The organism is Bradyrhizobium sp. 44 (genome assembly GCF_023073095.1).
Classification (GTDB): Bacteria; Pseudomonadota; Alphaproteobacteria; order Rhizobiales; family Xanthobacteraceae; genus Bradyrhizobium.
On the sequence record NZ_JADPIY010000009.1, the window covers coordinates 119,160 to 144,255 of the forward strand.

At 63.7% G+C, this 25,096-nt stretch carries 25 protein-coding genes; 14 read left to right on the forward strand and 11 right to left on the reverse strand.

The features are described 5' to 3' along the window. Positions 1-58 precede the first annotated feature (58 nt). Positions 59-652: an imidazoleglycerol-phosphate dehydratase HisB gene (gene hisB, locus IVB41_RS08645; protein WP_247429512.1), complete on the reverse strand. Its 594-nt coding sequence runs from the start codon at positions 650-652 to the stop codon at positions 59-61. 202 nt (positions 653-854) lie between these two features. Between hisB and hslV the strand changes: the two genes are divergently transcribed. The 5 genes from hslV to IVB41_RS08670 are packed head-to-tail and all read left to right on the forward strand — an operon-like array spanning position 855 to position 5,029. After that, complete coding sequence (hslV, locus tag IVB41_RS08650) at positions 855-1,415, forward strand: ATP-dependent protease subunit HslV (protein WP_027566238.1); 561 nt, start codon at positions 855-857, stop codon at positions 1,413-1,415. A 3-nt stretch (positions 1,416-1,418) separates the two neighbouring features. Next, positions 1,419-1,904, forward strand: coding sequence for a GNAT family N-acetyltransferase (locus IVB41_RS08655; RefSeq protein WP_027566239.1), 486 nt, complete (start codon positions 1,419-1,421; stop codon positions 1,902-1,904). Beyond that, positions 1,901-2,518, forward strand: coding sequence for a DUF2585 domain-containing protein (locus tag IVB41_RS08660; RefSeq protein ID WP_247285042.1), 618 nt, complete (start codon positions 1,901-1,903; stop codon positions 2,516-2,518). Before IVB41_RS08655 ends, IVB41_RS08660 begins: the two co-directional genes overlap by 4 nt. Before the next feature lie 53 nt (positions 2,519-2,571). Further along, on the forward strand, positions 2,572-3,876 hold the full coding sequence (gene hslU, locus IVB41_RS08665) for an ATP-dependent protease ATPase subunit HslU (RefSeq protein ID WP_027566241.1): 1,305 nt from the start codon (positions 2,572-2,574) through the stop codon (positions 3,874-3,876). 28 nt (positions 3,877-3,904) lie between these two features. Continuing rightward, complete coding sequence (locus tag IVB41_RS08670; RefSeq protein WP_247429515.1) at positions 3,905-5,029, forward strand: hypothetical protein; 1,125 nt, start codon at positions 3,905-3,907, stop codon at positions 5,027-5,029. Positions 5,030-5,081: 52 nt separating this feature from the next. On the opposite strand, the gene IVB41_RS08675 is transcribed toward IVB41_RS08670, so the two are convergent. From IVB41_RS08675 to IVB41_RS08685, 3 genes are read right to left on the reverse strand one after another with little or no spacing between them, the layout of a single operon-like run. Continuing rightward, the gene (locus IVB41_RS08675; RefSeq protein WP_247357365.1) at positions 5,082-5,672 is read right to left on the reverse strand and encodes a Smr/MutS family protein; all 591 of its coding nucleotides are present in this window, start codon (positions 5,670-5,672) and stop codon (positions 5,082-5,084) included. Next, entirely contained in the window at positions 5,669-7,195 is a 1,527-nt protein-coding gene (locus tag IVB41_RS08680) for a murein transglycosylase A (protein ID WP_247429518.1), read from the reverse strand. Before IVB41_RS08680 ends, IVB41_RS08675 begins: the two co-directional genes overlap by 4 nt. Continuing rightward, positions 7,173-7,868: a Tim44/TimA family putative adaptor protein gene (locus IVB41_RS08685; RefSeq protein ID WP_027566245.1), complete on the reverse strand. Its 696-nt coding sequence runs from the start codon at positions 7,866-7,868 to the stop codon at positions 7,173-7,175. Before IVB41_RS08685 ends, IVB41_RS08680 begins: the two co-directional genes overlap by 23 nt. A 414-nt stretch (positions 7,869-8,282) precedes the next feature. Here IVB41_RS08685 and secB point away from each other — a divergent pair, with 414 nt between their 5' ends. Continuing rightward, positions 8,283-8,765 carry a protein-export chaperone SecB gene (gene secB, locus IVB41_RS08690; protein WP_007598595.1) on the forward strand — a complete coding sequence of 161 codons (483 nt, stop codon included), beginning with the start codon at positions 8,283-8,285 and terminating at the stop codon, positions 8,763-8,765. Here the strand turns inward: secB and dnaQ are convergent. Genes dnaQ through IVB41_RS08710 form a run of 4 tightly spaced genes read right to left on the reverse strand, consistent with a single transcriptional unit; the run spans position 8,762 to position 11,607 of the window. Beyond that, positions 8,762-9,478 (reverse strand): DNA polymerase III subunit epsilon, encoded by a 717-nt coding sequence (gene dnaQ, locus IVB41_RS08695; protein WP_018459637.1) that lies wholly within the window; start codon positions 9,476-9,478, stop codon positions 8,762-8,764. The genes secB and dnaQ overlap by 4 nt on opposite strands. A gap of 28 nt (positions 9,479-9,506) precedes the next feature. Then, positions 9,507-10,106, reverse strand: coding sequence for a dephospho-CoA kinase (coaE, locus tag IVB41_RS08700; protein ID WP_247430181.1), 600 nt, complete (start codon positions 10,104-10,106; stop codon positions 9,507-9,509). 23 nt (positions 10,107-10,129) lie between these two features. After that, positions 10,130-10,738, reverse strand: coding sequence for a Maf family nucleotide pyrophosphatase (locus IVB41_RS08705; RefSeq protein ID WP_247429572.1), 609 nt, complete (start codon positions 10,736-10,738; stop codon positions 10,130-10,132). Between the two features lie 29 nt (positions 10,739-10,767). Continuing rightward, the gene (locus tag IVB41_RS08710) at positions 10,768-11,607 is read right to left on the reverse strand and encodes a pyruvate, water dikinase regulatory protein (protein ID WP_027514822.1); all 840 of its coding nucleotides are present in this window, start codon (positions 11,605-11,607) and stop codon (positions 10,768-10,770) included. 66 nt (positions 11,608-11,673) lie between these two features. Between IVB41_RS08710 and IVB41_RS08715 the strand changes: the two genes are divergently transcribed. The 8 genes from IVB41_RS08715 to IVB41_RS08750 all read left to right on the forward strand — a co-directional run bounded on the left by IVB41_RS08715 (position 11,674) and on the right by IVB41_RS08750 (position 20,697). Further along, the gene (locus IVB41_RS08715) at positions 11,674-11,889 is read left to right on the forward strand and encodes a hypothetical protein (RefSeq protein ID WP_247357362.1); all 216 of its coding nucleotides are present in this window, start codon (positions 11,674-11,676) and stop codon (positions 11,887-11,889) included. Positions 11,890-12,065: 176 nt separating this feature from the next. Then, entirely contained in the window at positions 12,066-12,500 is a 435-nt protein-coding gene (gene hemJ / locus IVB41_RS08720) for a protoporphyrinogen oxidase HemJ (protein WP_247357361.1), read from the forward strand. A 247-nt stretch (positions 12,501-12,747) separates the two neighbouring features. Next, the gene (gene rho / locus IVB41_RS08725; RefSeq protein WP_007598612.1) at positions 12,748-14,013 is read left to right on the forward strand and encodes a transcription termination factor Rho; all 1,266 of its coding nucleotides are present in this window, start codon (positions 12,748-12,750) and stop codon (positions 14,011-14,013) included. Between the two features lie 310 nt (positions 14,014-14,323). Beyond that, a complete protein-coding gene (gene mnmE / locus IVB41_RS08730) occupies positions 14,324-15,679 on the forward strand; it encodes a tRNA uridine-5-carboxymethylaminomethyl(34) synthesis GTPase MnmE (protein ID WP_247429577.1) in 1,356 nt (451 codons plus the stop codon). Positions 15,680-16,125: 446 nt separating this feature from the next. Beyond that, complete coding sequence (mnmG, locus tag IVB41_RS08735; RefSeq protein WP_247429582.1) at positions 16,126-18,006, forward strand: tRNA uridine-5-carboxymethylaminomethyl(34) synthesis enzyme MnmG; 1,881 nt, start codon at positions 16,126-16,128, stop codon at positions 18,004-18,006. Between the two features lie 139 nt (positions 18,007-18,145). After that, positions 18,146-18,787 (forward strand): 16S rRNA (guanine(527)-N(7))-methyltransferase RsmG, encoded by a 642-nt coding sequence (rsmG, locus tag IVB41_RS08740; protein ID WP_247429584.1) that lies wholly within the window; start codon positions 18,146-18,148, stop codon positions 18,785-18,787. Between the two features lie 29 nt (positions 18,788-18,816). Then, a complete protein-coding gene (locus tag IVB41_RS08745; protein WP_007598621.1) occupies positions 18,817-19,671 on the forward strand; it encodes a ParA family protein in 855 nt (284 codons plus the stop codon). A gap of 141 nt (positions 19,672-19,812) precedes the next feature. After that, positions 19,813-20,697, forward strand: coding sequence for a ParB/RepB/Spo0J family partition protein (locus IVB41_RS08750; RefSeq protein ID WP_247357357.1), 885 nt, complete (start codon positions 19,813-19,815; stop codon positions 20,695-20,697). A 154-nt stretch (positions 20,698-20,851) separates the two neighbouring features. On the opposite strand, the gene holA is transcribed toward IVB41_RS08750, so the two are convergent. The 3 genes from holA to leuS are packed head-to-tail and all read right to left on the reverse strand — an operon-like array spanning position 20,852 to position 25,091. After that, positions 20,852-21,880 (reverse strand): DNA polymerase III subunit delta, encoded by a 1,029-nt coding sequence (gene holA / locus IVB41_RS08755; protein ID WP_027566255.1) that lies wholly within the window; start codon positions 21,878-21,880, stop codon positions 20,852-20,854. 48 nt (positions 21,881-21,928) lie between these two features. Further along, positions 21,929-22,480: an LPS assembly lipoprotein LptE gene (gene lptE, locus IVB41_RS08760; protein WP_247285029.1), complete on the reverse strand. Its 552-nt coding sequence runs from the start codon at positions 22,478-22,480 to the stop codon at positions 21,929-21,931. Further along, a complete protein-coding gene (gene leuS / locus IVB41_RS08765; RefSeq protein ID WP_247429587.1) occupies positions 22,467-25,091 on the reverse strand; it encodes a leucine--tRNA ligase in 2,625 nt (874 codons plus the stop codon). Before leuS ends, lptE begins: the two co-directional genes overlap by 14 nt. Positions 25,092-25,096: the final 5 nt, after the last annotated feature.

Consider the following 25,096-nt stretch of genomic DNA (forward strand, 5'->3'; position numbering starts at 1 on the left):
CCCGTTCCCTAGGAATTCAGTGATACCGCAAACGGCGCGGGCCGCGGGCCGAAAGATGTCAGCCGCCGAGCGAGCCCTTGGTGGACGGGATTTCGCCCACAGCCTTCGGATCGATCGCGACGGCGGCGCGCAGCGCCCGTGCCAGACCCTTGAAGCAGGACTCGGCGATATGGTGGCTGTTATCGCCATATAGGGTCTCGACGTGAAGAGTCACGCCCGCGTTCATGGCGAAGGCCTGGAACCACTCGCGCACCAGCTCGGTGTCGAACTCGCCGATCTTGTCGCGTGGGAAGTCGACCTTGAACACCAGGACCGGGCGGCCCGAGATGTCGATGACCACGCGCGACAGCGTCTCGTCCATGGGCATGTGCACGCCGGCATAGCGGGTGATGCCCGCCATGTTGCCGAGCGCCTGCTTGACGGCCTGGCCGAGCGCGATGCCGGTGTCTTCGGTGGTATGGTGATGATCAATGTGCAGATCGCCGACCGCCTTGACCGTGAGGTCGATGCGGGAATGGCGGGCGAGGAGATCGAGCATATGGTCGAAAAAGCCGATGCCGGTCGCGATAGTGGACACGCCGGTGCCATCGAGGTTCACGGTGACCTCGATGTCGGTTTCCTTGGTCTTGCGCTTGATCGTCGCGGTGCGCATCAAAACTAGCTTTCATCCTCGTTCGGGGCCGAAAACGCCGGTCTTTTAACAGCCAAATGACGCCTTCGCTACTGCGGGAACGGCTGGCCGGGCCTCTACTTCTGCCTATGGTGAGCGAAATTGGGCCCGGAGCGGCCCGTTGTGGGCCAGTTGTCCCCTTGGCCCCGACCGCCTAAATCAGGCCGGACAACGAGGATCATTCATGCAGGACTCCCCAAACAGCTCGCCGGTCTGGCACGGCACCACGATTTTGACGGTCCGCAAGGGCGGCACGGTGGTGGTCGGCGGCGACGGCCAGGTCTCGATCGGCCAGACCGTGATCAAGCACAACGCCAGGAAGGTCCGGAAACTCGGCAAGGGCGACGTCATCGGCGGCTTTGCCGGCGCCACGGCCGACGCCTTCACGCTGTTCGAGCGTTTGGAAGCCAAACTCGAGCAATATCCGGGGCAATTGACCCGGGCCGCCGTCGAGCTCGCCAAGGATTGGCGCACCGACCGTTATTTGCGACGGCTGGAGGCCATGATGATCGTCGCCGACAAGGACGTTTCCCTGGTGCTGACAGGTACCGGCGACGTGCTGGAGCCCGAAGCCGGCGTCATGGCGATCGGTTCGGGCGGGAATTACGCGCTGGCGGCCGCACGCGCCTTGCTCGACACCGACAAGGACGCCGAGACCATCGTCCGCCGCTCCCTCGACATCGCTGCCGACATCTGCGTCTACACCAACCGTAATGTCACTGTCGAAGCGCTGTCGGCCGGGTAGGCCATGGCCCCCGCCTACACCTTCCGCCCGATGACCGCGGCCGATCTGCCGCTAATCCGGCGATGGCTCGGCGAAGCGCATGTGCGGGACTGGTGGGGCGATCCGGACGAGCAGTTCGCGCTCGTGAGCGGCGATCTGGATGAGCCGGACATGGACCAGTTCATCGTGTTGGCCGACGGCAAGCCGTTCGGCTATCTTCAATGCTACCGCCTGACCGCCTGGAATACGGGTCTTGGGCCGCAACCGGAGGCCACCCGTGGCATCGATCAGTTCATCGGCGAAAGCGACATGATCGCGCGCGGGCACGGTTCGGCATTCATCCGCCAATTCGCCGACGCGCAGTTACGAGACGGTCTGCCGCGCATCGTCACTGATCCTGATCCGCTCAACGCGCGCGCCGTGCGTGCCTATGAGAAGGCCGGCTTTATCCGCGACCGCATGGTCGAGACGCCCGACGGAGCAGCGCTGCTGATGGTGCGCGAGGCATGACGCTGACAAGCACATACGAAAGCAAGGCCGCGTTTCCACCGCTCGCCTGGGTCGGCATCGCGCTGCTGCTGCTGGCGATGCAGGCCTCGATCCTGCTTGCGATGGGCCGGGTGCCGATCTGCACCTGCGGCTATGTCAAGCTGTGGCATGGCGTGGTGAACAGCTCCGAAAATTCGCAGCACATCGCCGACTGGTACACCTTCTCGCACATCCTGCACGGCTTCCTGTTCTATGGACTGACCTGGCTGCTGTTCGCGCGGCTGCCATTCGTGTCTCTGTCCTGGCCCGCGCGCCTGATCGTCGCGATGCTGATCGAGGGTGCCTGGGAGATCGTCGAGAACTCGCCTTTCATCATCGAACGCTACCGCGCCGGAACGATCTCGCTGGATTATTTCGGCGACAGCATCGTCAATTCGGTTTCTGACAATTTGTCCATGATGCTGGGCTTCCTCGCCGCGCGCCTGCTGCCCGTGTCGGTGACCGTCCTGCTCGGGCTCGCCTTCGAAATCATGCTGGCGCTCCATATTCGCGACAATCTGACGCTCAATATCCTGATGCTGATCCATCCGATCGAGGCCGTGAAACAATGGCAATCGGGTCCGCCGATCATCTGACGGCAAAAAAAAGCGGCTTGTCCCGCCCCGCATCTGTCCCTAGCTAAGGTCCCATGACAGACTTTTCTCCCCGCGAAATCGTTTCCGAACTCGACCGTTTCATCGTCGGCCAGGCCGATGCCAAGCGCGCCGTCTCGATCGCGCTGCGCAACCGCTGGCGGCGGCAGCAGCTCGAAGGCTCCTTGCGCGAAGAGGTGCTGCCGAAGAACATCCTGATGATCGGCCCCACCGGCGTCGGCAAGACCGAGATCGCGCGGCGGCTCGCCAAGCTTGCCAACGCGCCGTTCCTGAAGGTCGAGGCGACGAAATTCACCGAGGTCGGCTATGTCGGCCGCGACGTCGAGCAGATCGTGCGCGATCTCGTCGAGGTCGCGATTGCCCAGGTCCGCGAGCGCAAGCGCAAGGACGTGCAGGCACGCGCGCAGCTCGCCGCCGAGGAGCGCGTGCTCGACGCGCTGGTCGGTGCCAATTCCAGCGCCGCAACGAGGGACTCCTTCCGCAAGAAGCTGCGCGCGGGCGAGCTCAACGACAAGGAAATCGAGATCGAAACCCAAGGCGGCGGCAGCGGCTTTCCGATGTTCGAGATCCCCGGCATGCCCGGCGCGCAGATGGGCGCGGTTTCGATCGGCGACATCTTCGGCAAGCTCGGCGGACGCAGCAAGACGCGGCGGCTGACGGTGGAGAGCTCGCACGAGATCCTCATCAACGAGGAATCCGACAAGCTGCTCGACAGCGATCAGTTGACGCTGGAGGCGATCAGCGCGGTCGAGAACAACGGCATCGTGTTCCTGGACGAGATCGACAAGATCTGCGCCCGTGAAGGCCGCGCCGGCGGCGACGTCTCGCGCGAGGGCGTGCAGCGCGATCTGCTGCCGCTGATCGAGGGCACCACGGTCTCGACCAAGCACGGCGCGGTGAAGACCGACCACATCCTGTTCATTGCCTCGGGCGCCTTCCACGTCGCCAAGCCGTCCGATTTGTTGCCGGAACTGCAGGGCCGCCTGCCGATCCGCGTCGAGCTGCAGGCGCTGACCCGCGACGACATGCGCCGCATCCTGACCGAGCCCGAGGCCTCGCTGATCAAGCAATATGTCGCGCTGATGCAGACCGAGGGCGTCACGCTCGACATCACCGACAACGCCATCGACGCGCTTGCGGACGTCGCGGTGGCGGTCAATTCCACCGTCGAGAACATCGGCGCGCGGCGGCTGCAGACCGTGATGGAGCGGGTGCTGGACGAGATCTCCTTCACCGCCCCCGACCGCAGCGGCGAGACCGTCAGGGTCGACGCCGATTTCGTGCAGAAGCACGTCGGCGACCTCGCCAAGAACGCGGATTTGAGCCGGTTCATTTTGTAAATCCGGGCGGCCGCGCTATGGATGCGGCGTGACCGCACGCATCCTGCAAAACCCCTGGCGTCTCCTGCTCGCGATCAACGCGGCGGCCATCGTCGGCGTCTTCGTTCACAAGATCCAGCTGCCGCCTTACGTCCCCTACATCCACCTCCTCGTCGACTATCATTTCGGCTTCATCAAGCGCGCGCTGATCGGGGCCATCGTCGCCCTGTTCACCGACAAGGTGCCGCTATGGCTGGTGTTCGCGCTCGGCGGCGCGACATGGCTGGCGACGCTCGCCCTGTATGCAAGACTATTCCAGACAACGTTCGGCTTCACCGCGAAGACGTTGCCGCTGTTCGTCTTCATCACGGGCTCGCCGTTCTTCCTCAAGAATTTCATGCACACGCTCGGCCATTTCGACATCTATGGCTGCGCGCTGGCGATCATCCTGCTGCTGGTGCCGGCCGGCTCGCTGCTGTTCGTGGCGCTCGCTGCGCTGTTCTCGATCATTCTCGTCCTGATCCACCACATCCATCTCCTGATGTATGTGCCGACCATCATCACCATCGTCGTGATCAGGCACTATCTGACGCACGGCTGCGGTCGCACCAATGTCGCGTTCGGCATCATCGCCTTGCTTGCCGTCTCCGCGCTGTTCTTCGCCGCGCAATTTTGGGGAACGATGCCGATACCGGAGGCGGATTTCGTTGCCTACCTGAAGAGCCGGATGGCCGATCCGTCGCAGGCCGACCTGCTGCAGTTCGCCTACATCTGGTATCAGCCGCTGGCGAGGGAGATTTCCGACACCTGGGGCCGCTTGCCGCACAACATCCTCGGCGTGCCCGTGTTCGTGTTGCTGATCTGGCTGCACACACCGCTGTGGCGCTATTTTGCGAATTTGATCGGCGCACTCGCAAACGACACGCATCGCCGTCTCGTGGTCGCGGCGCTCGCCGGCGTCAGCCTCGCCTGTCTCGTGATGTTCGCGATGGTGTTCGACTATTCGCGCTGGATCTCGAATTGGGCGGTCTGCATGTTCCTGATCCTGCACGCGGTGAAGATGCTGCCCGCCGCTCGCGAGACGCCGCTGATTCCGGCGGAAGATCGGAAGACAAATATCTTCGGCCTGATCGTCACACTGATCCCGCGCGTCGGAATCGTGCGGCCTTTCTAGCCAAGCATGATCCGGTCGGAAAACCGGGGCCCACTTTTCCGGATCATGCTCCCTAATATCTCGCCCGCCTGATCCGCACGTAAAGCGCGCCCTCGCCGCCGTGGCCGATGCCTGCTTCCTCGAACCCCACGACGAAGGCGCGGAATTCCGGCAGGCTCAGCCATTCCGGCACCTGACGGCGCAGCACGCCGCTTTCGCCGCCGCTTCGGCCCTTGCCGGTGATGACGAGCACGAAGGTCAGGCCGTCATGATGGGCGCGGTGCAAGAAGCCGGTCAGCGCGCGATGGGCGCGCATCTGGGTCATGCCGTGCAGATCGAGCCGCGCCTCGATCTCGCTGCGCCCGCGCGACAGCTTTGTGCGCTCGCGCTTGCCGAGCGGCGCCAGCGGCGGCACCGCGGGCTTCGCTGCACGCGGTGCCGGAGCAGCGGCAATCGGACGTGGCGATGACGCAGGCCGCGTGGCGGGCGCTGCGGGGGAAGGCTCGGTGCGCGGTGCGGCCTGCACCTTGGCGACACGATGCTTCCTCAGCGGCTTGACCTGCTTGGCGACGTTGTCCCACAGCGCGCGCTCTTCCTCGCTCAGCGCGCGACGGCGCGTCGAGGGACGAGGCTCCAGCACGGGCGGACGGGACGATCGCTTCATTGCTGACGATGGGAACGATTTTTCACCGGCCGCCGCGGCTCCTGAACTGGCTCGATCACGGGACGCGGCACCGGTAGCGGGACTGGACCGGCGACAGCGACGGTCTCGCTCGTGCTTTGCGCCACGGCTGCCGCCGGCTTGTCCTTCGCGGTCTCCGTTTGCGGAAACAGTTTTGCGATCTTCTCCGAAGGCCGCGGGTCCGGCACGGGGAGCCGCGCGGCGCGCGCCGTAGGATCTACAGCCTTCGGCACCAGCATCACGAAATGCATGGCATGGCGCAGCCGCCCGGAGACGCGGCCGGCCTCCTGACCCGCGCCGAAATAGAGATCCGCGCGCGCGGGCCCGATGATGGCCGAGCCGGTGTCCTGCGCGATCATCAACCGATGGAACGGCGTCTTCGCGCGTTCGGAATCGATCGGCAGCTCGCCTTCGATGAAGAACGGCGTGCCGTAGACGTGGAGCGATTTGTCCACCGCGATCGAGCGGCCGGCCGTCAGAGGGATACCTTGCGCACCGACCGCCTCCTCCTTGTCGGACAGATTGACCTCGCGGAAAAAGATGTAGGAGCGGTTCTGGCGCCGCAGCTCCCTGGCGCCGTCAGGGGTCTGCGCCATCCACTCCCTGATCTTCTGCATCGACATCTCTTCCTTCGGAATGATGCCGCGCTCGATCAGGATGCGACCGACCGCCGTATAGGGATAGCCGTTATAGGCATCGTAGTTGAGCCGGACCGTGCCGCCGTCGTCGAACTTGATCCGCGCCGAGCCCTGGATCTGGGCGAACAGCAGATCGGTCGGGTCCTTCAGCCAGGCAATCTCGAGTCCGCGGCCGGCGATCTTGCCGTCCTCGATCTCGGCGCGATCGTAATAGGGCACGAGCTTGCGGCGGCCGATCTTGCGATAGACCGGGCCCTTGTTGGGCAGGCTGACCGAATCCTGCTTGTAGCCGCGCACGAAAAGGTTCGACGGGCGGCGATAGACCGGGACGTTGTAGACGTCGGTCTGCGTGCGCGATCCCTCCAGCACCGGCTCGTAATAGCCGGTGACGAAACCGTCGGGCTCGCCGAGGCGCGAGATCCGCAGCGGCGCGAAATTCTCCTCGAAGAAGGTTTTGGCGCTGGCGTCGTCGGTAGCCTCGAGCGATTTGGCGACCCGGCAGGGTTCGGCCAGCGAGGCGCCCAAAGCCTTGGGTTCGGGAGCGCCGGTCTGTGCGCTGATCGGACGGCAGCTGGCGCGAAAGGTCTTGTAGGCGGCGAGATGATTGTCATCGCCCCAGCCCTTCACGTCGGCCCAGGCCAGCGGCAGATATTGCGCGCCGGGAATCTCGAACGGCAGCGGGAGCTGCGGATACGGCAAGGCGCGCGGCGGCGCGGCAGGCAATTCCGGGAGATGATGGTGATGGCTGCGATAGTGGCGCCGCGCCGCCTCGGCGCCGAGTGAAAACGACGACAGCGCGACGGCACCTGCGCAAAGCGCCGTCGCGCTGGTCTTCAGGAAAGCCTTAATTCGCGCTTCCGGTGCCAACCAGCTTCCAGTTCGGATCGCGAGAGGTGATGTCGCGGGCGAAAGTCCAGATGTCGGTGATGTCGGCGACGGTGTCGGCGCTGCCGTCGACGATGTTGCCGGCCTTGTCCCGGGTGGCCGAGATCATCTGCGAGACGAAGCGGATCGTGAGCTGGGCGGTGCGGTCGCGCAGCTCGGCGCCTACGAGCTCGGCCTTGTCGATCGAGACAAAGCGCGTTTCGGTCTTCTGCTCGTTCTTCTCGCGCTCCTTGATCGCGGCATCGAAGCTTTCATAGACCTCCGACGACAACAGGTCGCGCAGCGCGCGGCGGTCGCCATTGGCAAAGGCCAGCACGATCATCTCATAGGCGCCGCGGGCGCCGGAGATGAAATGGCGCGGATCGAAGGTGGAATCCTTTTCGACAATGGAGTCGAGACCCTGGGCGAGCACGGTGCCCGGCTCGGTCAGGCCCTTCCAGCGGTCGGAGGGCGGGGTCGGCTCGGCCGTCGGCGCCAAGGGGGCCTGGTCGATGACCTTGCCCGGCATGGTGACGACGTTCTTGTCCTGGGCACCCTGGAGCGCGTTGCGGTCGAACGGCGGCCGCTCGTTGCCCGTGCGCTGCCCCAGCACGCTGCGCAGCCTCAGAAAGATGAAGACCGCCAGCGCCAGGAAGATGATGGTGTAGATGTCCACGTCGTATTCGCTTTCTGGTCGTCTGTAGAAGGGGCCGTTCGAAAGGGTCGTGCCGGGAAAATCGATCCGGCCAGTAGACCGTTCCATACCGGAACGGCAAGTCTACATCACCATTTCGGGTCCGCGCGTCAGGTCCGTGGGATGTAGGCACGAAATCTTGCCCGGCCAATGGCGCCTTTTGGCACAGCACCGAGTGTAGCGCGTTTTATGCTTAAGGGGAAACCCGATCCTGCCCGGAAATCGCGCATCTTCAATCGTTTAAGCCGCGGTTACGCAGGATCGACGGGGTGAACGCCATAGTTGTGGGCGTGGCCGGAACTCCCCATCCGGGACCGTTCGTCCTTGTGGAACGAGGTAGCCCTATGTTAGCCAACCGCCGCGAAATTCAGCCCAATCGGGTAAGGAGACACTCTTATGACCAACGGTAACGGCACCCCTCCCGAGGCGGCCCAGGCTCCCCAGCTCAACGTCCTGGCGCAATATACCAAGGACCTCTCGTTCGAAAATCCGAACGCGCCCAGCTCGCTCCAGCAGCAGAGCCAGCCGCCCCAGATCAACATCCAGATCAATGTCAGCGCCAACAACCTCAGCGAACAGGAGTTCGAGGTGACGTTGTCGGTCGAGGGCAAGGCCGAGACCGCCGGCAAGATCATGTTCTCGTTCGAGCTCGCTTATGCCGGCGTGTTCCGCATCTCCAACGTGCCGAAGGACAATTTGCATCCGCTGGTCATGATCGAATGCCCGCGCCTGCTGTTCCCGTTCGCCCGTGAGATCATCGCCACTGCCGTGCGCGACGGCGGGTTCCCGCCTTTGATGCTGGATCCGGTCGATTTCGTCGGCCTCTATCGCCAGAACATGGAGCGGCAAATGGCCGCTCAGCCGAGCGGCCAGGCTTAACCAGCCAAAGGGGCAGCTGGAGCGGGCAGAAACTCGTTCCAGATCGCCTTGTCGCCGAGCGTTGCGATGAAGGCCCGGTGGGCCTCGCGCTCGGCATCTGAAATCCGCGGGGTGAGCGGCGCCGGCCGTTGCCGCCGAGGCGCATCGGCAGCCCCATTGGCGCGAGTCTCCTCGGATTCTGAAGCCAGCAGCAGCTGCGATTGCCGCGCCCCGACCAGATCCACATAGACTTCCGCAAGCAACTCGGCGTCGAGCAACGCGCCGTGCTTGGTGCGGCGTGAATTGTCGATCGCATAGCGCGAGCAGAGATCGTCGAGCCGGTTCGACACGCCGGGATGCTTGCGCCGTGCCAGCAGCAGCGTATCGACCAGCCGCTCGCGCGGGATGGCCGGGCGCTTGATCCGGTCGAGCTCGGCATTGATGAAGCTGATGTCGAACGAGGCATTGTGGATCACCAGCGGCGCGTCGCCGATGAACTCCAGAAAATCGTCGACGACCTCGTGGAACAGCTGCTTGGTCGCCAGAAACTCGGCCGACAGCCCGTGCACCGCAAAGGCTTCTGCCGGCATGTCCCTCTCGGGATTGATGTAGACGTGGAAGCTCTGCCCCGTCGGCATGCGATTGAGCATCTCGACGCAGCCGATTTCGACCAGGCGATCTCCCCGCAGCGGGTCGAGGCCGGTGGTTTCGGTGTCGAGAACGATTTCGCGCATGATCAAGTAAGCCGTGTCAGGCGGCGAATCAGGCGCGCCGCTGCGGCATCTTAACGACCTCGGCGAGGATGTGCGCGATTTGGGCGCGCACTGGATCGAGTCCATGCGACGTATCCACCACGAAATCGGCACGCCTGCGCTTTTCCGCATCGGGTGTCTGCTTGGCGATGATGGCGTCGAGCTTGGCCTCGTCCATCGTGCCGCGCGCCAGCACCCGCTCGCGCTGCAGTTCCGGAGACGTCGTCACCACGACCACGGCATCGACCCGCGTCTCGCCACCCGTCTCGAACAGCAGCGGAATGTCCAGCACCACGACCGGCGCGTTGGCGGCTTCGGCGTCGGCGAAGAATTTTTTCCGGGAAGCGCCGAGCATCGGATGAACGATCTGCTCGAGCTGCTTGATGGCGGCAGCATCGTGCACCACACGCGCCGATAGTTTTGTCCGATCGACCTTGCCGTTCGCGGTGGTGCCGGGGAAGGCGGCCTCGATCGCGGGCGCAGCCTCGCCCTCATAGAGCTGATGGACGGCCGCATCGGCATCGTAGACAGGGACGCCGGCCTCCGCGAATAACTTCGCGGTGGTGGATTTGCCCATCCCGATCGAGCCGGTTAGTCCCAGGATCCGCATCAGCGCCCAGCCATCTCTGACATTCACACCGCAACTAGCCGCTCGCGCCGCAGGAACGCAAGCAGCGGCAGCAGCGGCAGACCGAGAATGGTGAAGTGGTCGCCCTCGATCCGTTCGAACAAATGGATGCCCAGGCTTTCGAGCTGATAGCCGCCGACGCTGGTGGTGACGGCATCGCCGGCGATGTCGAGATAGGCCGAAAGCTCGGCCTCGGTCATCTGCCGCATGGTGAGGCGGGCGACCGAGACGTCCTCGAAGATGATCTCACCATTACGTGCTATCGCCACCGCGGAATTCAGCTCATGGCTATGGCCGGAGAGATCGCGCAGTTGCGCCAGCGCCTGGGCCCGGCCCGCAGGCTTGTTGAAGAGGCGATCACCAAGCGCCAGCGTTTGATCCGCACCGATGACGGTGCTTCCAGCGTGATGGGCCGAGACTGCCTTGGCTTTTTCGCGCGCCAGCAGCAACGCAATCTCGCGCGGACCAGCAAGCCCGGAGGCGGCCTGGATGCCGCGCTCGTCGATATCGGCCGTAATCGCCTTGAACTCGAGCCCGGCATTGGCCAGCAGCATCTTTCGTGCGCCGCTCTGCGAGGCCAGGATCAACGAAGATTTGCCGAGCCACAGACCCATCCCAAAATTACTCCCAAGACCATACGAGACTATTCAGAAGGCCGGTTACGCTGGCGATCACTATAGAGTTTCATGATCGCCGCGGCGGTTTCCTCGATCGAGCGCCGCGTGACGTCGAGCAGCGGCCAATCGTGCTTGGCGCTCAGCTTGCGGGCAAATGCGACCTCTTCGGCGACCGACTGCTTGTCGGTATAGGTGTCGCTGCTGGAATCGGCGCCCATGGAGAGCAGACGGTTCGTGCGCACCTGAATCAAGCGTTCGGGCGTCGCATGCAAGCTTACCACCAGCGGTCGCGTCAACGTTTCCAGTTGCGAGGGCACCGGAATGCCTGGAACCAGCGGCACGTTGGCCGTGCGGATGCCGCGGTTGGCGAGGTAGATCGAGGTCGGGGTCTTGGAGGTGCGGGAAACGCCGACGAGCACCACGTCCGCATCATCGAGCCCTTCGACATGCTGGCCGTCATCGTGGATCATCGTGTAGTTCAACGCGTCGATGCGCTTGAAGTATTCGGCATTGAGCACGTGCTGGGCGCCGACCCGGCCGGTCGTGGCAGCTCCGAGATACGCCTCGAACAACTGCATCACCGGGCCGATGATCGACAGGCTCGGAACATTGATCCCCTTGCACTTGTCCTCGAGCCTGGCGACCAGATCCTTCTCGAGCAGCGTGAACAGCACGATTCCCGGTGCTTCCTCGATCTCGTCGAGCACGCGATCAAGCTGTTTCTGGCTGCGCACCAACGGATAGACGTGCTCGACCGGGGTCACGTTGGCGTACTGGGCGGCAACGGCGCGCGCCACCGTGATCAGCGTCTCACCGGTGGAGTCGGAGACGAGGTGGAGATGGAAATAATTGCTCGAGGTCGGCACAAAAGCCCTTTGTATGAAACCGGTGTGGTTTGTGGATTTCTGTGGAGCTTAACCCCTTGGAAAGGGATGTGCGACACCGGGGGCGGGACAAGTGCCAATTTTCTTCACACCACTGCCCCTGAGAACAACTTCGACGCCCTGCCGAAAGGGAAACGGGATTGCGCCGATAACCCTCTTGATAAGCTGCCGACAGAAACGCGCAAGCCTTTGAAGCTGACCGACTTATCGAAAGCCGCCACAGCGATCAGGGATATGTTGATGGATGTGAACAAGCGCGTGTGAACGGGCGGACGGAAATGTGTGAGTCCAATTCACCGTCACATAGACTCAAACCTTAAGAATCTAAGATTCTTATTGGAGAAGAGCGCTACGGACGGATATGTGTGCAGGCAAGACCTTAACGACTCCTTACTATCCCCAGCGTTCCCCTCGGCTGGGCAGGAATCCGGACCCCAGACATGTTTGAAGACGTCTACCTCTGGATGAAGGCGCTGCATGTGATCGCCGTCATCTCCTGGATGGCGGGCATGCTCTATTTGCCGCGGCTGTTCGTTTATCATTGCGAGGCCGAAATCGGCTCGAAGCAGTCGGAAACGTTCAAGATCATGGAACGGCGGCTGTTCAAGGCGATCATCAACCCCGCCATGATCGTGACCTGGCTCGCCGGGCTTTATCTCGCCTGGGCCGGGCACTGGTTCACTTTCGGCTGGCTGCACGTAAAACTGGCACTGGTCCTGGCGATGTCCGCGGTCCACGGCTTTTTTTCGCGCTGGTTGAAGGATTTCGCGGCGGACCGGCGCCCCCGGAGCCAGAAATTCTATCGGATTATCAACGAGGTACCGACTGCCTTGATGATTCTGATCGTCATCATGGTGATCGTGAAGCCGTTCTAGGCAGCGGCCGCGAACAATCGCTCAGTGCTTCTGCTTGCGGAGTGTGAGGCGATTTTCTATATTAGCGATATCCCACCCAACGCAGGCGGATGTGGTCGTGTCTGAGCTTTCCAGAGGCCGGACACCCCATCAGGTTTGAAGCCTCACCGGCGCTCTCCTTGCCAGACCTGCGGACCTTACCTTTTCGCGTCCGCATTTCAGAGCCTCCTCGCACCCCCCTCCCAGGTTACCCCACAGGACCACCCCAATGCGGGAAATCAAACTCCAGGACCTCAAGTCGAAGACGCCGGCCGAGCTCGTCTCGTTCGCGGAAGAGAATGGGGTCGAGAATGCCAGCACCATGCGCAAGCAGGAGCTGCTGTTCGCCATCCTCAAGCAGCTTGCGCTCGCCGAGACCGACATCGTCGGCGAAGGCGTCGTCGAGGTTCTCTCCGACGGCTTCGGCTTCCTCCGCTCGCCCGATGCGAATTATCTGCCGGGCCCGGATGACATCTACGTTTCGCCCTCGCAGATCCGTCGTTTTGGCTTGCGCACCGGCGACACCATCGAAGGCCACATCCGCAGCCCGAAGGAGGGCGAGCGCTATTTCGCGCTGCTGAAGGTCAACACGCTCAATTTCGAGGATCCGGAAAAGGCCAAGCACAAGGTCAATTTCGACAACCTCACGCCGCTGTTTCCGAATCAGCGCTTCCGCATGGAGATCGACGATCCGACGCGGAAAGACCTGTCTGCAAGGGTGATCGACATCGTCGCGCCGATCGGCAAAGGCCAGCGCGCGCTGATCGTCGCGCCACCGCGCACGGGCAAGACCGTGCTGATGCAGAACATCGCACACTCGATCGCGCATAATCATCCCGAGTGCTATCTGATCGTGCTTCTGATCGACGAACGTCCGGAAGAAGTTACGGACATGCAGCGCTCGGTGAAGGGCGAGGTCGTCTCCTCGACCTTCGACGAACCGGCGGTGCGCCACGTTCAGGTCGCCGAGATGGTGATCGAGAAGGCCAAGCGTCTGGTCGAGCATGGCCGCGACGTCGTGATCCTGCTGGACTCCATCACGCGTCTCGGCCGTGCCTACAACACCGTGGTGCCGTCATCGGGCAAGGTGCTGACCGGCGGTGTCGATGCCAACGCGCTGCAGCGGCCGAAGCGCTTCTTCGGCGCTGCCCGCAACATCGAAGAAGGCGGCTCGCTGACGATCATCGCGACCGCGCTGGTCGATACCGGCAGCCGCATGGACGAAGTCATCTTCGAAGAGTTCAAGGGCACCGGTAACTCCGAGCTGATCCTCGACCGCAAGGTTTCGGACAAACGGACCTTCCCGGCGATCGACATTTCGCGCTCCGGCACCCGCAAGGAAGAGCTGATCACCGATCCGGTGGTCCTGAAGAAGATGTACGTGCTCCGCCGCATCCTGAATCCGATGGGGACGATGGATGGTATCGACTTCCTGCTCGACAAGCTGCGTTCGACCAAGAGCAATTCCGAGTTCTTCGACTCGATGAACACCTGATTGCAGTGCAGCATGATCAAAGGGCGCCTTCGGGCGCCCTTTTTCATTGTGCGGCTTTGCTGCAACGAAGCTGCAGCATTGTGGGGCGTCTGTCGCTTGGAGCGGACGTCGCATAAAATATTGATATAATTCACTAATACAGTGATCGATGGACGTTGCTTATTCCGTTGGAAGCGGTTCTTGCAGCAGATGTTCACGAATTTATTGCATCGCAACATCGGCTTTGCTGCGGGAATTGGTGCAGCAAATCGCGCGATTTGTCTGCCGAAACGGATGTTTGCCTTTTCGCTTTCAGCCGGACAAATAGGCCATGCATCCGCGAGACCAGACCATCTTTGCGCTGTCGTCCGGCCGTCCGCCGAGCGCGCTCGCGGTGGTGCGCGTCTCCGGGCCAGGCGCCAGCCTGGTGCTGACGACGCTGGCGGGCAAGCTGCCGGCGCCGAGGCAGGCCAGCCGCCGACTCATTCATGACGGTGTCGGCCAGCCGATCGACGATTCCGTGGTGCTGTGGTTTCCCGGGCCCGCCAGCGCGACCGGCGAGGATGTCGCCGAATTTCACGTCCATGGCGGCCGCGCGGTGCTGGCCGCACTGTTTACCACAATTTCCGTAATTCCGAATATGCGAGCTGCCGAGCCCGGCGAATTCACGCGGCGCGCCTTCGAGAACGGCAAGCTCGACCTGACTGAGGCGGAGGGCCTCGACGATCTCATTCATGCCGACACCGACCGCCAGCGCCGCCAGGCGTTACGGCAGTTGCAGGGTCTCCTCGGCAATCGCGCGCGCGACTGGCGCGAGCGCATCATCGAGGCTTCGGCCTTGATCGAGGCCGGCATCGATTTCTCCGACGAGGGCGATGTACCCGCCGAGTTGATCGCGCCTGCGGTCAAGGCGATCGGTGCGCTGCACGACGAAATCGCAGAAGTCCTTGCGGCACAGGGACAAGCTGAACGTTTGCGCGACGGCCTGGTGGTTGCGATCGCAGGCGAGCCGAACGTCGGCAAGTCGACGCTGATCAACCAGCTCGCGCGCCGCGACGTCGCGATCGTCTCGCCGCATGCCGGCACGACACGCGATGTGATCGAGGTGCAGCTCGATCTCGATGGCTATCCGGTCACGGTGATCGACACCGCCGGCATTCGTGAGACCGACGATCCGGTGGAGCAGGAGGGTGTTCGCCGGGCGCGAGCCCGAGCCGAAGACGCCGACCTCGTGTTGTGGCTGGTGGAGGCGGGGCGCGCTGTCGATCCGGCCGCGATCCCTTTGCTGGGGACGTCCGGCAACGCAGGCAGCCGCTCCGGCTCGGTCTGGATCGTGCGCAACAAGATCGATCTCGGCGGGGTCGAGGACGTCGGCCCGGGCGGTGCGTTCGGAATTGCGGCGAGCCGGGGGGACGGCATTCCCGAGCTGGTCGATGCCCTGGTGAAATTCGCTGCCGACTTCTTCGGGACGACCGAGGGCGCGTTGGTGACCCGAGCCCGGCAGCGGGATCTGCTGCGCCGGGCAGCGGACAGCTTGCGCCGGAGTCTTGAGCTAGTAGAAGATGGCGAGGAGCTTGCCGCCGAAGAGCTGCGCGCTGCGGCCTATGCCTTGGGCCGGCTGCTGGGTCGGGTGGATGTCGAGGACGTCCTGGGGGCGATTTTCCAGAAATTCTGTGTTGGAAAGTAGCCCTAGTTCTTCATTGTAGAACTAGCCTTTGTTCCACTTCTTGGTGTTTCATGTGAAACAGAACCGGCTCGGTTCAAGATGTTTCACGTGAAACACTCATCGACTAAGTCGCTGGTTTGCGCGCAGGGGCCCGCTGCAAGCGGTAACACCTTGGGAGCGGGTGCGCGGAAAGGTCTTGGATTGCGTCTGTCCGCTCGGAAAGCCTTGGGGTACGGTCCTGCCGTCGCGGTCCGATCGCCGACCCGTCTTTGCCTTCGGACCACCCTTTTCCCCTCGTGACCCCTTTTCCTCTCACAAAAACGACGACATTTCCAAGGGCCACTCTACTGTGCATGGGGTTGTTTTCGCGAAAAGACCTTGGGTCCGCTTTGCACCGTTTCACGTGAAACAACTACCTCTCCAGTTTCCGCTTCCGGCTTCCCTGCCTGTGAGTTAGAAGTCCGCCCATGCGAACAGAGCGAGAGAGCTTCGACGTCATCGTGATTGGCGGCGGCCACGCCGGCTGTGAGGCCGCTTCTGCCTCCGCCCGGATGGGTGCGGAGACCGCTCTGGTGACGCACCGTTTCTCCACCATCGGTGCGATGTCCTGCAATCCCGCTATTGGCGGTCTCGGCAAGGGCCATCTGGTTCGCGAGGTCGACGCTCTCGATGGTCTGATGGGCCGGGTCGGCGACGCGGGCGGCATCCAGTTTCGCGTCCTCAATCGCCGCAAGGGCCCGGCGGTGCGTGGTCCGCGCGCGCAGGCGGACCGGAAGCTCTATGCCGCAGCTATGCAGGCTGCGATCCGGGAGACCGAGGGTCTTTCCGTGGTCGAAGGCGAGGCGGACGAGCTGATCGTGGTCGAGGGACGGGTGATCGGCCTGCGCCTGGCCGATGGCCGCGAACTTCGGGCAGGGGCTGTCGTCGTCACCACTGGCACCTTCCTCCGCGGTCTGATCCATCTCGGAGAGAAGAACTGGCCGGCCGGCAGGGTCGGCGAGGCGCCTGCGATGGGCCTTTCGAGCTCGTTCGAGCGCGCGGGGTTTACCCTTGGGCGGCTCAAGACAGGGACCCCGCCGCGGCTGGATGGCACGACGATCGACTGGACGGCGGTCGAGATGCAGCCGGGGGACGAGCCTCCGGAGCCGTTTTCGGTGATGACCGAGCGGATCACGACGCCACAGATCCAGTGCGGGATCACCCGGACCAATTCCGCCACCCACGACGTGATCCGGGCCAATGTCCATCGCTCTCCGATGTACTCGGGTCAGATCAAGAGCTCCGGACCGCGCTATTGCCCCTCAATCGAGGACAAGATCGTTCGCTTCGGCGATCGCGACGGTCACCAGATCTTCCTGGAGCCGGAAGGGCTCGACGACAGCACCGTCTATCCCAACGGCATCTCGACCTCGCTGCCGGAGGAAGTCCAGCTCGCCATCCTCGCAACCATTCCCGGCCTGGAGCGGGTGCAGATGGTCCGGCCGGGCTATGCCATCGAATACGACCACATCGATCCCCGTGAGCTCGATCCGACCCTCCAGACCAAGCGTCTGCGCGGCTTGTTCCTGGCCGGGCAGATCAACGGCACGACCGGATACGAGGAAGCTGCGGGCCAAGGCATCGTTGCCGGGCTGAACGCAGCATTGGCTGCGAGCGGCGCCGCGCTGACGGTGTTCGACCGGGCCGATGGCTATCTTGGCGTCATGATCGACGACCTTGTCACCCGCGGCATCAGCGAACCCTATCGGATGTTCACCTCGCGGGCTGAGTATCGTCTGACATTGCGGGCGGACAATGCCGATCAGCGTTTGACGGAGAAGGGCGTCGCTCTGGGATGCGTTGGCAACGCCCGAATCGCGCATCATAGCGCCAAGATGGACGCCCTGAATGCGGCTCGAGCGCTCTCGAAGTCGCTGACCATCACCCCGAACGAGGCCATCAAGCAGGGTCTCACCCTGAACCGGGACGGTCAGCGGCGGTCGGCCTTCGAGCTGATGGCCTATCCCGACATCGGCTGGAGTCAGGTCCGTGCGATCTGGCCGGAGCTCGCTGCCATTGATCCCGTCATTGCCACCCATCTCGAGATCGACGCGAAGTACGATGTCTATCTGGAGCGACAGAGCGCCGATGTGGAAGCCTTCAGGCGGGACGAGGGGATGGTGCTGTCGGACGTCGATTACCAGCAGATCCCCGGTCTCTCCAACGAGGTGCGGGCCAAGCTGGAGAAGGCGCGGCCGTTCACCGTTGGCCAGGCCGGCCGAATCGACGGCATGACGCCGGCCGCGCTCGGCATCCTTGCGGCCTATCTCCGCCGCGAAGCGCGGAAGACTTCCAAAGCAATCGCATAGGTTTCACGTGAAACAGCGCGAGCCGGGCGGCGGCAGATCGTCATCAGGAAAACCTCCGGCGGGCGAGGGCGCGGGTCGTCGCTCCGAACCGGCGCCGACCAGACCGAAGATCGACAAGGCCAGCGCCAACGATCGATCGTTGGACGCCGTCATCGCGGCCGACAGGGTTGCGGCACTCAAGCTCGCACCCGTTTCACATGAAACGGAGCTCCGGCTCGATCGCTACATCGCGCTGCTGCGGGAGTGGCAGGCCAAGACCAACCTCGTCGCGCCCTCGACATTGCCGCATCTCTGGACCCGGCACATCGCCGATTCGCTTCAGCTCGTCGCTCTCGCCCCCTCGGCCAAACGCTGGGCCGACCTCGGCAGCGGCGGCGGCTTTCCGGGCGTCGTCCTGGCCTGCGCCATGGCGGGGACGGCCGGGACGAGCGTCCATCTGGTCGAGCGAATCGCCAAGAAGGCAGCCTTCCTGCGCGAAGCCATCCGCGTCACTACATCTCCGGGAGTCGTACATCTCGCTGAGATCGGGGATAATGTGGATAGAATCACCGGCCCGGTCGATTGCGTCACCGCGCGTGCACTGGCTCCGCTACATCAACTCATCGGCTTTGCGGAGCCGCTGATGCGCCAGGGCGCAAAAGCGTTGTTTCTCAAAGGGCAAGATGTAGAGTCCGAATTGACCGAAGCTACTAAATATTGGAATATTCAGCTGCAGCTCCACCAGAGCCGTACAGGCGACGGTTGGATCGTCGAGCTGGCTTCCGTCGAACGGCGCGGGTGAGGCGTCAGGGGCCGAGTGGGGAATTTGCGATGAGCGTGATTGACGAACCGCAGCAAGAACAGACCGCCGCCGTCCCGCAGGGCCATCCGCGCATCCTGGCGCTGGCGAATCAGAAGGGCGGTGTGGGAAAGACAACCACCGCGATCAATCTCGGCACGGCGCTCGCTGCGATCGGCGAACGTGTCCTGATCGTCGATCTCGATCCGCAGGGCAACGCCTCGACCGGCCTCGGCATTGATCGCCGCAACCGCTCCTGCTCGACCTATGACGTTCTGGTAGGCGAGGCGAGCCTGCGGGAAGCGGTGGTGTCGACGGCAGTGCCGCGGCTGCATATCGCGCCCTCGACCATGGATCTCTCCGGCCTCGAGCTCGAGCTCGGCACCACGCCAGGTCGTGCGTACAAGCTGCGTGACGCGATCAGCGCGCTCAACAACAACGTCTCGCCCGACGCCGATTACACCTACGTGCTGATCGACTGTCCGCCCTCGCTCAATCTGATCACCGTGAACGCGATGGCGGCTTCCGACGCGATCCTGGTGCCGCTGCAGTGCGAGTTCTTCGCGCTCGAAGGTCTGTCGCAATTGCTCCAGACGGTGGAGCAGGTGCGCTCGACGCTCAATCCGAACCTGTCGATCCACGGCATCGTGCTGACCATGTTCGACTCGCGCAACAATCTCTCGAACCAGGTCGTGGCCGACGTCCGGCAGTTCATGGGCGAGAAGGTCTACAAGACCATGATCCCGCGCAACGTGCGCATCTCGGAGGCGCCGTCCTACGGCAAGCCGGTGCTGGTCTACGATCTCAAATGCGTCGGCAGCGAAGCTTACTTGCGGCTCGCCACCGAAGTGATCCAGCGCGAGCGCGAGCTGCGGACGACGCATTAGAGGTGCTGTAGGGTGGGCAAAGGCGTCTTCGCTGTGCTCACCATCTTCCGCACATGACTAACTGGTGGGCACGCTTCGCTTTGCCCACCCTACGACAATTCAGTTCTGGAGTGCTGCACCGTGAATCCAAGGGAGCTGGCGATGGCCGACGAAGCGCGTTCGCGACTGGGCCGGGGTCTTGCGAGTCTGATCGGTGACGTCGGCGGCGAGGCTCAGCATGTCGATCGCCCGCGCGCGCAACGCAAGGTGCCGATCGAGTTCATCAAGCCCAATCCGCGCAACCCGCGCCGCACCTTTTCGGAAGGCGAGCTCAGGGAGCTCAGCGATTCGATCAAGCAGCACGGCGTGATCCAGCCGATCGTGGTCCGCCCGGTGAAGGGGGCGCAGGACCGCTTCGAGATCATCGCCGGCGAGCGGCGCTGGCGCGCGTCGCAAATGGCCGGCCTGCACGAAGTGCCGATCGTTCCCGTCGACATCAGCGACAGCGATGCGCTGGAGTTCGCGATCGTCGAGAACGTGCAGCGCGAAGACCTCAACCCGATGGAAGAGGCGCTCGGCTATCACGCGCTCGCCAATGAGTTCAAACGCAGCCAGGACGACATTGCCAAAGTCGTCGGCAAGAGCCGCAGCCACATCGCCAACATGATGCGGCTGACGAAGCTTCCAGCCGAGGTGCAGGGCTTGATCACGAGCGGCGAGCTGACCGCAGGTCATGCCCGCGCGCTGATCGGCGTGCCTGATCCGCTCGCGGCTGCCAAGCGCATCGTCGACGAAGGCCTCAACGTCCGCCAGACCGAGGCGCTGGCGCATGAAGAGGGTGTGCCGGAGCGCAAGCCGCAGAAGGCGCGCACGGGGGCGAAGGAAAAGGACCCCGACACGGTCGACCTCGAGAAGCGCGTCAGCGACGCGCTCGGGCTCAAGGTCACGGTGAGCCACCGCGACCCCGGTGGCTCCGTGCAGATCAACTACCGCAACCTCGATCAGCTCGACGAGGTGATGCGGCGGCTGGCGAAGGGCGCGCTGTAGCCGCTTGGTGTCGTCCTGGCGAAAGCCAGGACCTCATGCCGATCCACACGTCATTGCGAGCGCAGCGAAGCAATCCAGTATCTTTCCGCGGAGAGATTCTGGATTGCTTCGTCGCAAGGGCTCCTCGCAATGACGAGCGGACAGAGCGGGAAGCTCAGCCCCGCCGCTTCGCGTTTGCGGCGATCGCCATCAGCGTGCGCTGGGCGATGGCGGCGGCGAGGGTGGATTGCTTGCGGGTGTCGAGCGCGGCGGTCGCGAGCTGCTCGATGATGACGGCGAGCCGCGCCACGCTGAAATTACGCAGTGCGGTTTCGACCGCGGGCTTTCGCGAAAAATGCAGGCGCGGATAACCGCTGTCGAGCACGGCGGAAGCGGGGGTGCCGTCGGCGATCGCGAGCGCCGATTTGTGCAGCCACGCCGCCTGGCGCTGCGCCGCGGAGATGATCACGCCGGGGTAGGTGCCGGCGATCATGGCTTTGGCAAACTCGTTCTCGACGATCTCGGGCCGCCCGGCGAAGGCGCCATCGACGATCGGATCGAGTTTCAGCTCCGACGCATCGGCGACCACGGCCATCACGTCATCCAGCGTGATCTCGCCCTTGCCGTGGGCATAGAGCGTGAGCTTGCGCAGCTCGTTGCGCGAGGCCTGCCGGTCGCCGCCGAGGAACGACATCAGCGCCGCGCGGGCGTCCTGCGCGATGCGCAAATTGGCGATGCGGAGCTCGTCTTCCATCAGCTTGGCGAGGTCGCGCTCGGTATCGGGATAGCAAGCGATCGCGACGGCCGTCTTGGCGCGTTCGCAGGCCTTGCGCAGCGGCGATTCCGGGCGCAGCTCACCGGCCTCGATCACGATGCGGCAATCCCTGACGCCCATCTCCGCCAGGGTGTCGATAGCGCTGGCAAAGCTGCGCGAGCCGGCGCGCACGCGGATGGCGCGGCGGCCGCCGAACAGCGGCACCGTCATGGCCTCGTCGACGAGGCGCGACGGCTCGGCGGAGAGCTCGTCGCCATCGACCTTGACCAGCGAGAACGGATCGTTGGGATCGTCGACAGCCGAGGCGATCAGCGCATCCGCGCGTTCGCGGACCAGTCCGGCGTCAGGACCGTAGAGCAGGATGATCGGACGGCCCGCATCGGGGCGGGCGAGATAGGCGTCGATCTCTTTTCCGCGCAGCGCGACCATGGTGCCTGGGGATTCGTCAGTCCGGGCGAACCGGGATGACGGGATGAATTAAGTGCCCGCGGTGAAGAACGAGGCGAGGCGAGTCGTGATGTTCTCGGCGATCTCGTTGGCGGCACGATCCTCGGCATCACGTACCGCGCGGTTGCGGCTGAAACGCTGATAGGAGCCGGGCATGTCGTAGGTCACGCGGGAGAAGGTGGTGCCGGTCATCACCGATTTGCCGCTGACGACCTCGATCAGATTGTACTGGGCGTCGAGGCCGTAGTTTTCACTGCTCGGCAGGCCGGTGTTGGGGTCGACGATCAACGACGACTTGCCGCTCGAGAAGCGGATCTCCAGGCGGTGGGTCGGCGGCATGCCGGTGGCGGTGCCATAGAGCCTGAAGGCCAGCGCGTTGCGGACCTCGACGCCGACGCGGGCTTCGCGCGAGGCATTGGACTTGGCGATCGGGGGCAGATCGACCCCCATCAGCTTCTCGCGCAGGCCGGGCGTGCCGTCGGTGTGCTCGGCATACATCGGGTGGAAGCAGCCGGCCGTCATGGCCGCCAGTGCGGCGACCGCCAGCAAGCGGGCTGCGATGCGGATCCTAGCCGACAACATTCACGATCCTCTTGGGGACGATAATCACCTTGCGGACGGGCTTGCCGTCCAAGGCCAGTTTTACCGCATCGAGGGCCAAAACGGCAGCCTCGATTTCCGGATTCTCGGCCGCTGTTGCAACTGTGACCTCGCCCCGCTTCTTGCCGTTGACCTGAACCACCAGGGTCACACTGTCTTCAACCAGCAAATCGCGTTCGATTTGGGGCCAATCGGCCTCGGAAACCAGCCCGCTGTGGCCGAGAACCTGCCAACACTCCTCGGCCAGATGCGGCATCATCGGGGAGAACAGCTGGACCAGGATCTGGCTGGCCTCCCGGATCGTCCAGGCCAAATCTGGAGCCGGCTGGCCGGGACGCTGCAAGACCTCCGCGAACGCATTGCTGAATTCGCGGATATGGGCGAGGCAGACGTTGAAGTGCAGCCGCTCGATTCCGGTGGTGACCTTGTCCAGCGCGCCATGGGCGGCCTTGCGCAAGGCGATGGCGTCCGGGCCGAAGCTGGCGGGCCGGGCCGCCGGCGCACTCTTGCCGGGTTCCACGGAATCGTTCACCAGCCGCCACAGCCGCTGCACGAAGCGCGAGGCGCCCTGGACGCGCTCATCGCTCCAGATCACGTCCCGCTCGGGCGGGGAATCCGACAGCATGAACCAGCGCGCGACGTCGGCGCCGTAGGTTTCGATGATGTCGTCGGGGTCGACCGTGTTCTTCTTCGACTTCGACATCTTCTCGATCGGGCCGATCTGGATGTCTTCGCCTGACGTCAGCAGCGTCGCGCGGCGGCCATTGGCGCCGGTCTCGACCTTCACCTCGACCGGCTGGACGAAAGTGCCGTCGGCCTTCTGGTAGGTCTCGTGCACCACCATGCCCTGCGTGAACATGCCAGCGAACGGCTCGTCCAGTGCGATGTGCCCGGTCGCCTTCATCGCGCGCGTGAAGAAGCGGCTGTAGAGCAGATGCAGGATCGCGTGCTCGACGCCGCCGATATACTGGTCGACCGGCAGCATCCGGTTGGCGACCTCTGGCGTCGTCGGCGCGTTCTCGTTCCAGGGATCGGTGAAGCGCGCAAAGTACCAGGACGAATCCACGAAAGTGTCCATGGTGTCGGTTTCACGCTGCGCCTTGCCACCGCATTGCGGACAGGTGACGTGCTTCCAGGTCGGGTGATGATCGAGCGCGTTGCCTGGCTTGTCGAAGCTCACATCCTCCGGCAGCACCACGGGGAGGTCGGCATCCGGCACCGGCACCACGTCGCACTTCGGACAGTGGATGACGGGGATCGGACAGCCCCAATAACGCTGGCGTGAAATGCCCCAGTCGCGCAGGCGGAAATTGACCTGACGCTCGCCGACCGGCGCGTTGCCGCGCAGCTCGGTCTCGAGACGCTTCGCCACCTCGTCCTTGGCCTGATCGATGGTCATGCCGTCGAGGAAGCGCGAATTGATCATGCGGCCGTCACCGTCATAGGCGGTATCGGTGATGACAAAGCTCTTGGGATCCTGGCCTTCGGGGCACACCACCGGCGTGTTGCCGAGAGCGTACTTGTTGACGAAGTCGAGGTCGCGCTGGTCGTGAGCGGGGCAGCCGAAGATGGCACCGGTGCCGTATTCCATCAGCACGAAGTTGGCGACATAGACCGGCAGCTTCCAGCTCGGATCGAACGGGTGGACTGCGCGGATGCCGGTATCGAATCCCTGCTTCTCGGCGGTGTCGATGATCTCCTGCGCCGTGCCCATCCGCTTGATCTCGCCGATGAACTCGGCAAGCTTCGGATTCTTTGCAGCGGCCGCCTGCGCCAGCGGATGATCGGCCGAGATCGCCATGAACTTCGCGCCGAACAGCGTGTCGGGGCGCGTCGTGAAAATCTTCAGCTCGCTCTCGCCGGACGGCGTCGTCGCCGCGTCGAGCGCGAAGCGGATCAACAGCCCCTCGGACCGGCCGATCCAGTTGCGCTGCATCAGCCGCACCTTGTCGGGCCAGCGATCCAGCGTATCCAGGGCCGACAGCAGCTCCTGCGAGTACTTCGTGATCTTGAAGACCCACTGGTTCATTTCCCGTTGCTCGACAACGGCACCCGAACGCCAGCCTTTGCCGTCGATCACCTGCTCGTTGGCGAGCACGGTCATGTCGACGGGGTCCCAGTTCACCTTGCGCTTTTCGCGCTCGGCGAGGCCTTCGCGCAGGAAGTCCAGAAACAGCTTCTGCTGGTGCTTGTAGTAGCTGGGATCGCAGGTCGCGATCTCGCGGCTCCAGTCCAGCGACAGCCCGATCGAGCGGAGCTGCTTCTTCATCGCGGCGATGTTGTCGTAGGTCCAGGCCTTCGGCGCCACCTTGCGCTCGATCGCGGCGTTCTCGGCCGGCAGGCCGAAAGCGTCCCAGCCCATCGGGTGCAGCACGTTGAAACCCTTGGCGCGCATGAAGCGGGCCAGTACGTCGCCAAGCGTGTAATTGCGGACATGGCCGATATGGATGCGCCCCGACGGGTAGGGGAACATCTCAAGCACATAATATTTCGGCCGCGGATCGTCGTTCCTGGAGACGAAGATCGCCTGTTGGTCCCAGGCGGCTTGCCAGCGCGGTTCGGCGTCGCGGGCGTTGTAGCGTTCGGAGGTCATGGAAT

What these genes read in the sequence shown, in the direction of transcription:
- IVB41_RS08715 (WP_247357362.1), top strand. Translation starts at nt 11,674, where the DNA reads ATGTGCGACACCGGGGGCGGGACAAGTGCCAATTTTCTTCACACCACT.
- IVB41_RS08675 (WP_247357365.1), bottom strand. Translation starts at nt 5,672, where the DNA reads ATGAAGCGATCGTCCCGTCCGCCCGTGCTGGAGCCTCGTCCCTCGACG.
- hslU (WP_027566241.1), top strand. Translation starts at nt 2,572, where the DNA reads ATGACAGACTTTTCTCCCCGCGAAATCGTTTCCGAACTCGACCGTTTC.
- dnaQ (WP_018459637.1), bottom strand. Translation starts at nt 9,478, where the DNA reads ATGCGCGAAATCGTTCTCGACACCGAAACCACCGGCCTCGACCCGCTG.
- IVB41_RS08750 (WP_247357357.1), top strand. Translation starts at nt 19,813, where the DNA reads ATGGCCGACGAAGCGCGTTCGCGACTGGGCCGGGGTCTTGCGAGTCTG.
- IVB41_RS08660 (WP_247285042.1), top strand. Translation starts at nt 1,901, where the DNA reads ATGACGCTGACAAGCACATACGAAAGCAAGGCCGCGTTTCCACCGCTC.
- mnmG (WP_247429582.1), top strand. Translation starts at nt 16,126, where the DNA reads ATGCGAACAGAGCGAGAGAGCTTCGACGTCATCGTGATTGGCGGCGGC.
- hisB (WP_247429512.1), bottom strand. Translation starts at nt 652, where the DNA reads ATGCGCACCGCGACGATCAAGCGCAAGACCAAGGAAACCGACATCGAG.
- IVB41_RS08655 (WP_027566239.1), top strand. Translation starts at nt 1,419, where the DNA reads ATGGCCCCCGCCTACACCTTCCGCCCGATGACCGCGGCCGATCTGCCG.
- leuS (WP_247429587.1), bottom strand. Translation starts at nt 25,091, where the DNA reads ATGACCTCCGAACGCTACAACGCCCGCGACGCCGAACCGCGCTGGCAA.
- hemJ (WP_247357361.1), top strand. Translation starts at nt 12,066, where the DNA reads ATGTTTGAAGACGTCTACCTCTGGATGAAGGCGCTGCATGTGATCGCC.
- coaE (WP_247430181.1), bottom strand. Translation starts at nt 10,106, where the DNA reads ATGCGGATCCTGGGACTAACCGGCTCGATCGGGATGGGCAAATCCACC.
- holA (WP_027566255.1), bottom strand. Translation starts at nt 21,880, where the DNA reads ATGGTCGCGCTGCGCGGAAAAGAGATCGACGCCTATCTCGCCCGCCCC.
- rho (WP_007598612.1), top strand. Translation starts at nt 12,748, where the DNA reads ATGCGGGAAATCAAACTCCAGGACCTCAAGTCGAAGACGCCGGCCGAG.
- lptE (WP_247285029.1), bottom strand. Translation starts at nt 22,480, where the DNA reads ATGTTGTCGGCTAGGATCCGCATCGCAGCCCGCTTGCTGGCGGTCGCC.
- secB (WP_007598595.1), top strand. Translation starts at nt 8,283, where the DNA reads ATGACCAACGGTAACGGCACCCCTCCCGAGGCGGCCCAGGCTCCCCAG.
- IVB41_RS08705 (WP_247429572.1), bottom strand. Translation starts at nt 10,738, where the DNA reads ATGGGTCTGTGGCTCGGCAAATCTTCGTTGATCCTGGCCTCGCAGAGC.
- hslV (WP_027566238.1), top strand. Translation starts at nt 855, where the DNA reads ATGCAGGACTCCCCAAACAGCTCGCCGGTCTGGCACGGCACCACGATT.
- mnmE (WP_247429577.1), top strand. Translation starts at nt 14,324, where the DNA reads ATGCATCCGCGAGACCAGACCATCTTTGCGCTGTCGTCCGGCCGTCCG.
- IVB41_RS08745 (WP_007598621.1), top strand. Translation starts at nt 18,817, where the DNA reads ATGAGCGTGATTGACGAACCGCAGCAAGAACAGACCGCCGCCGTCCCG.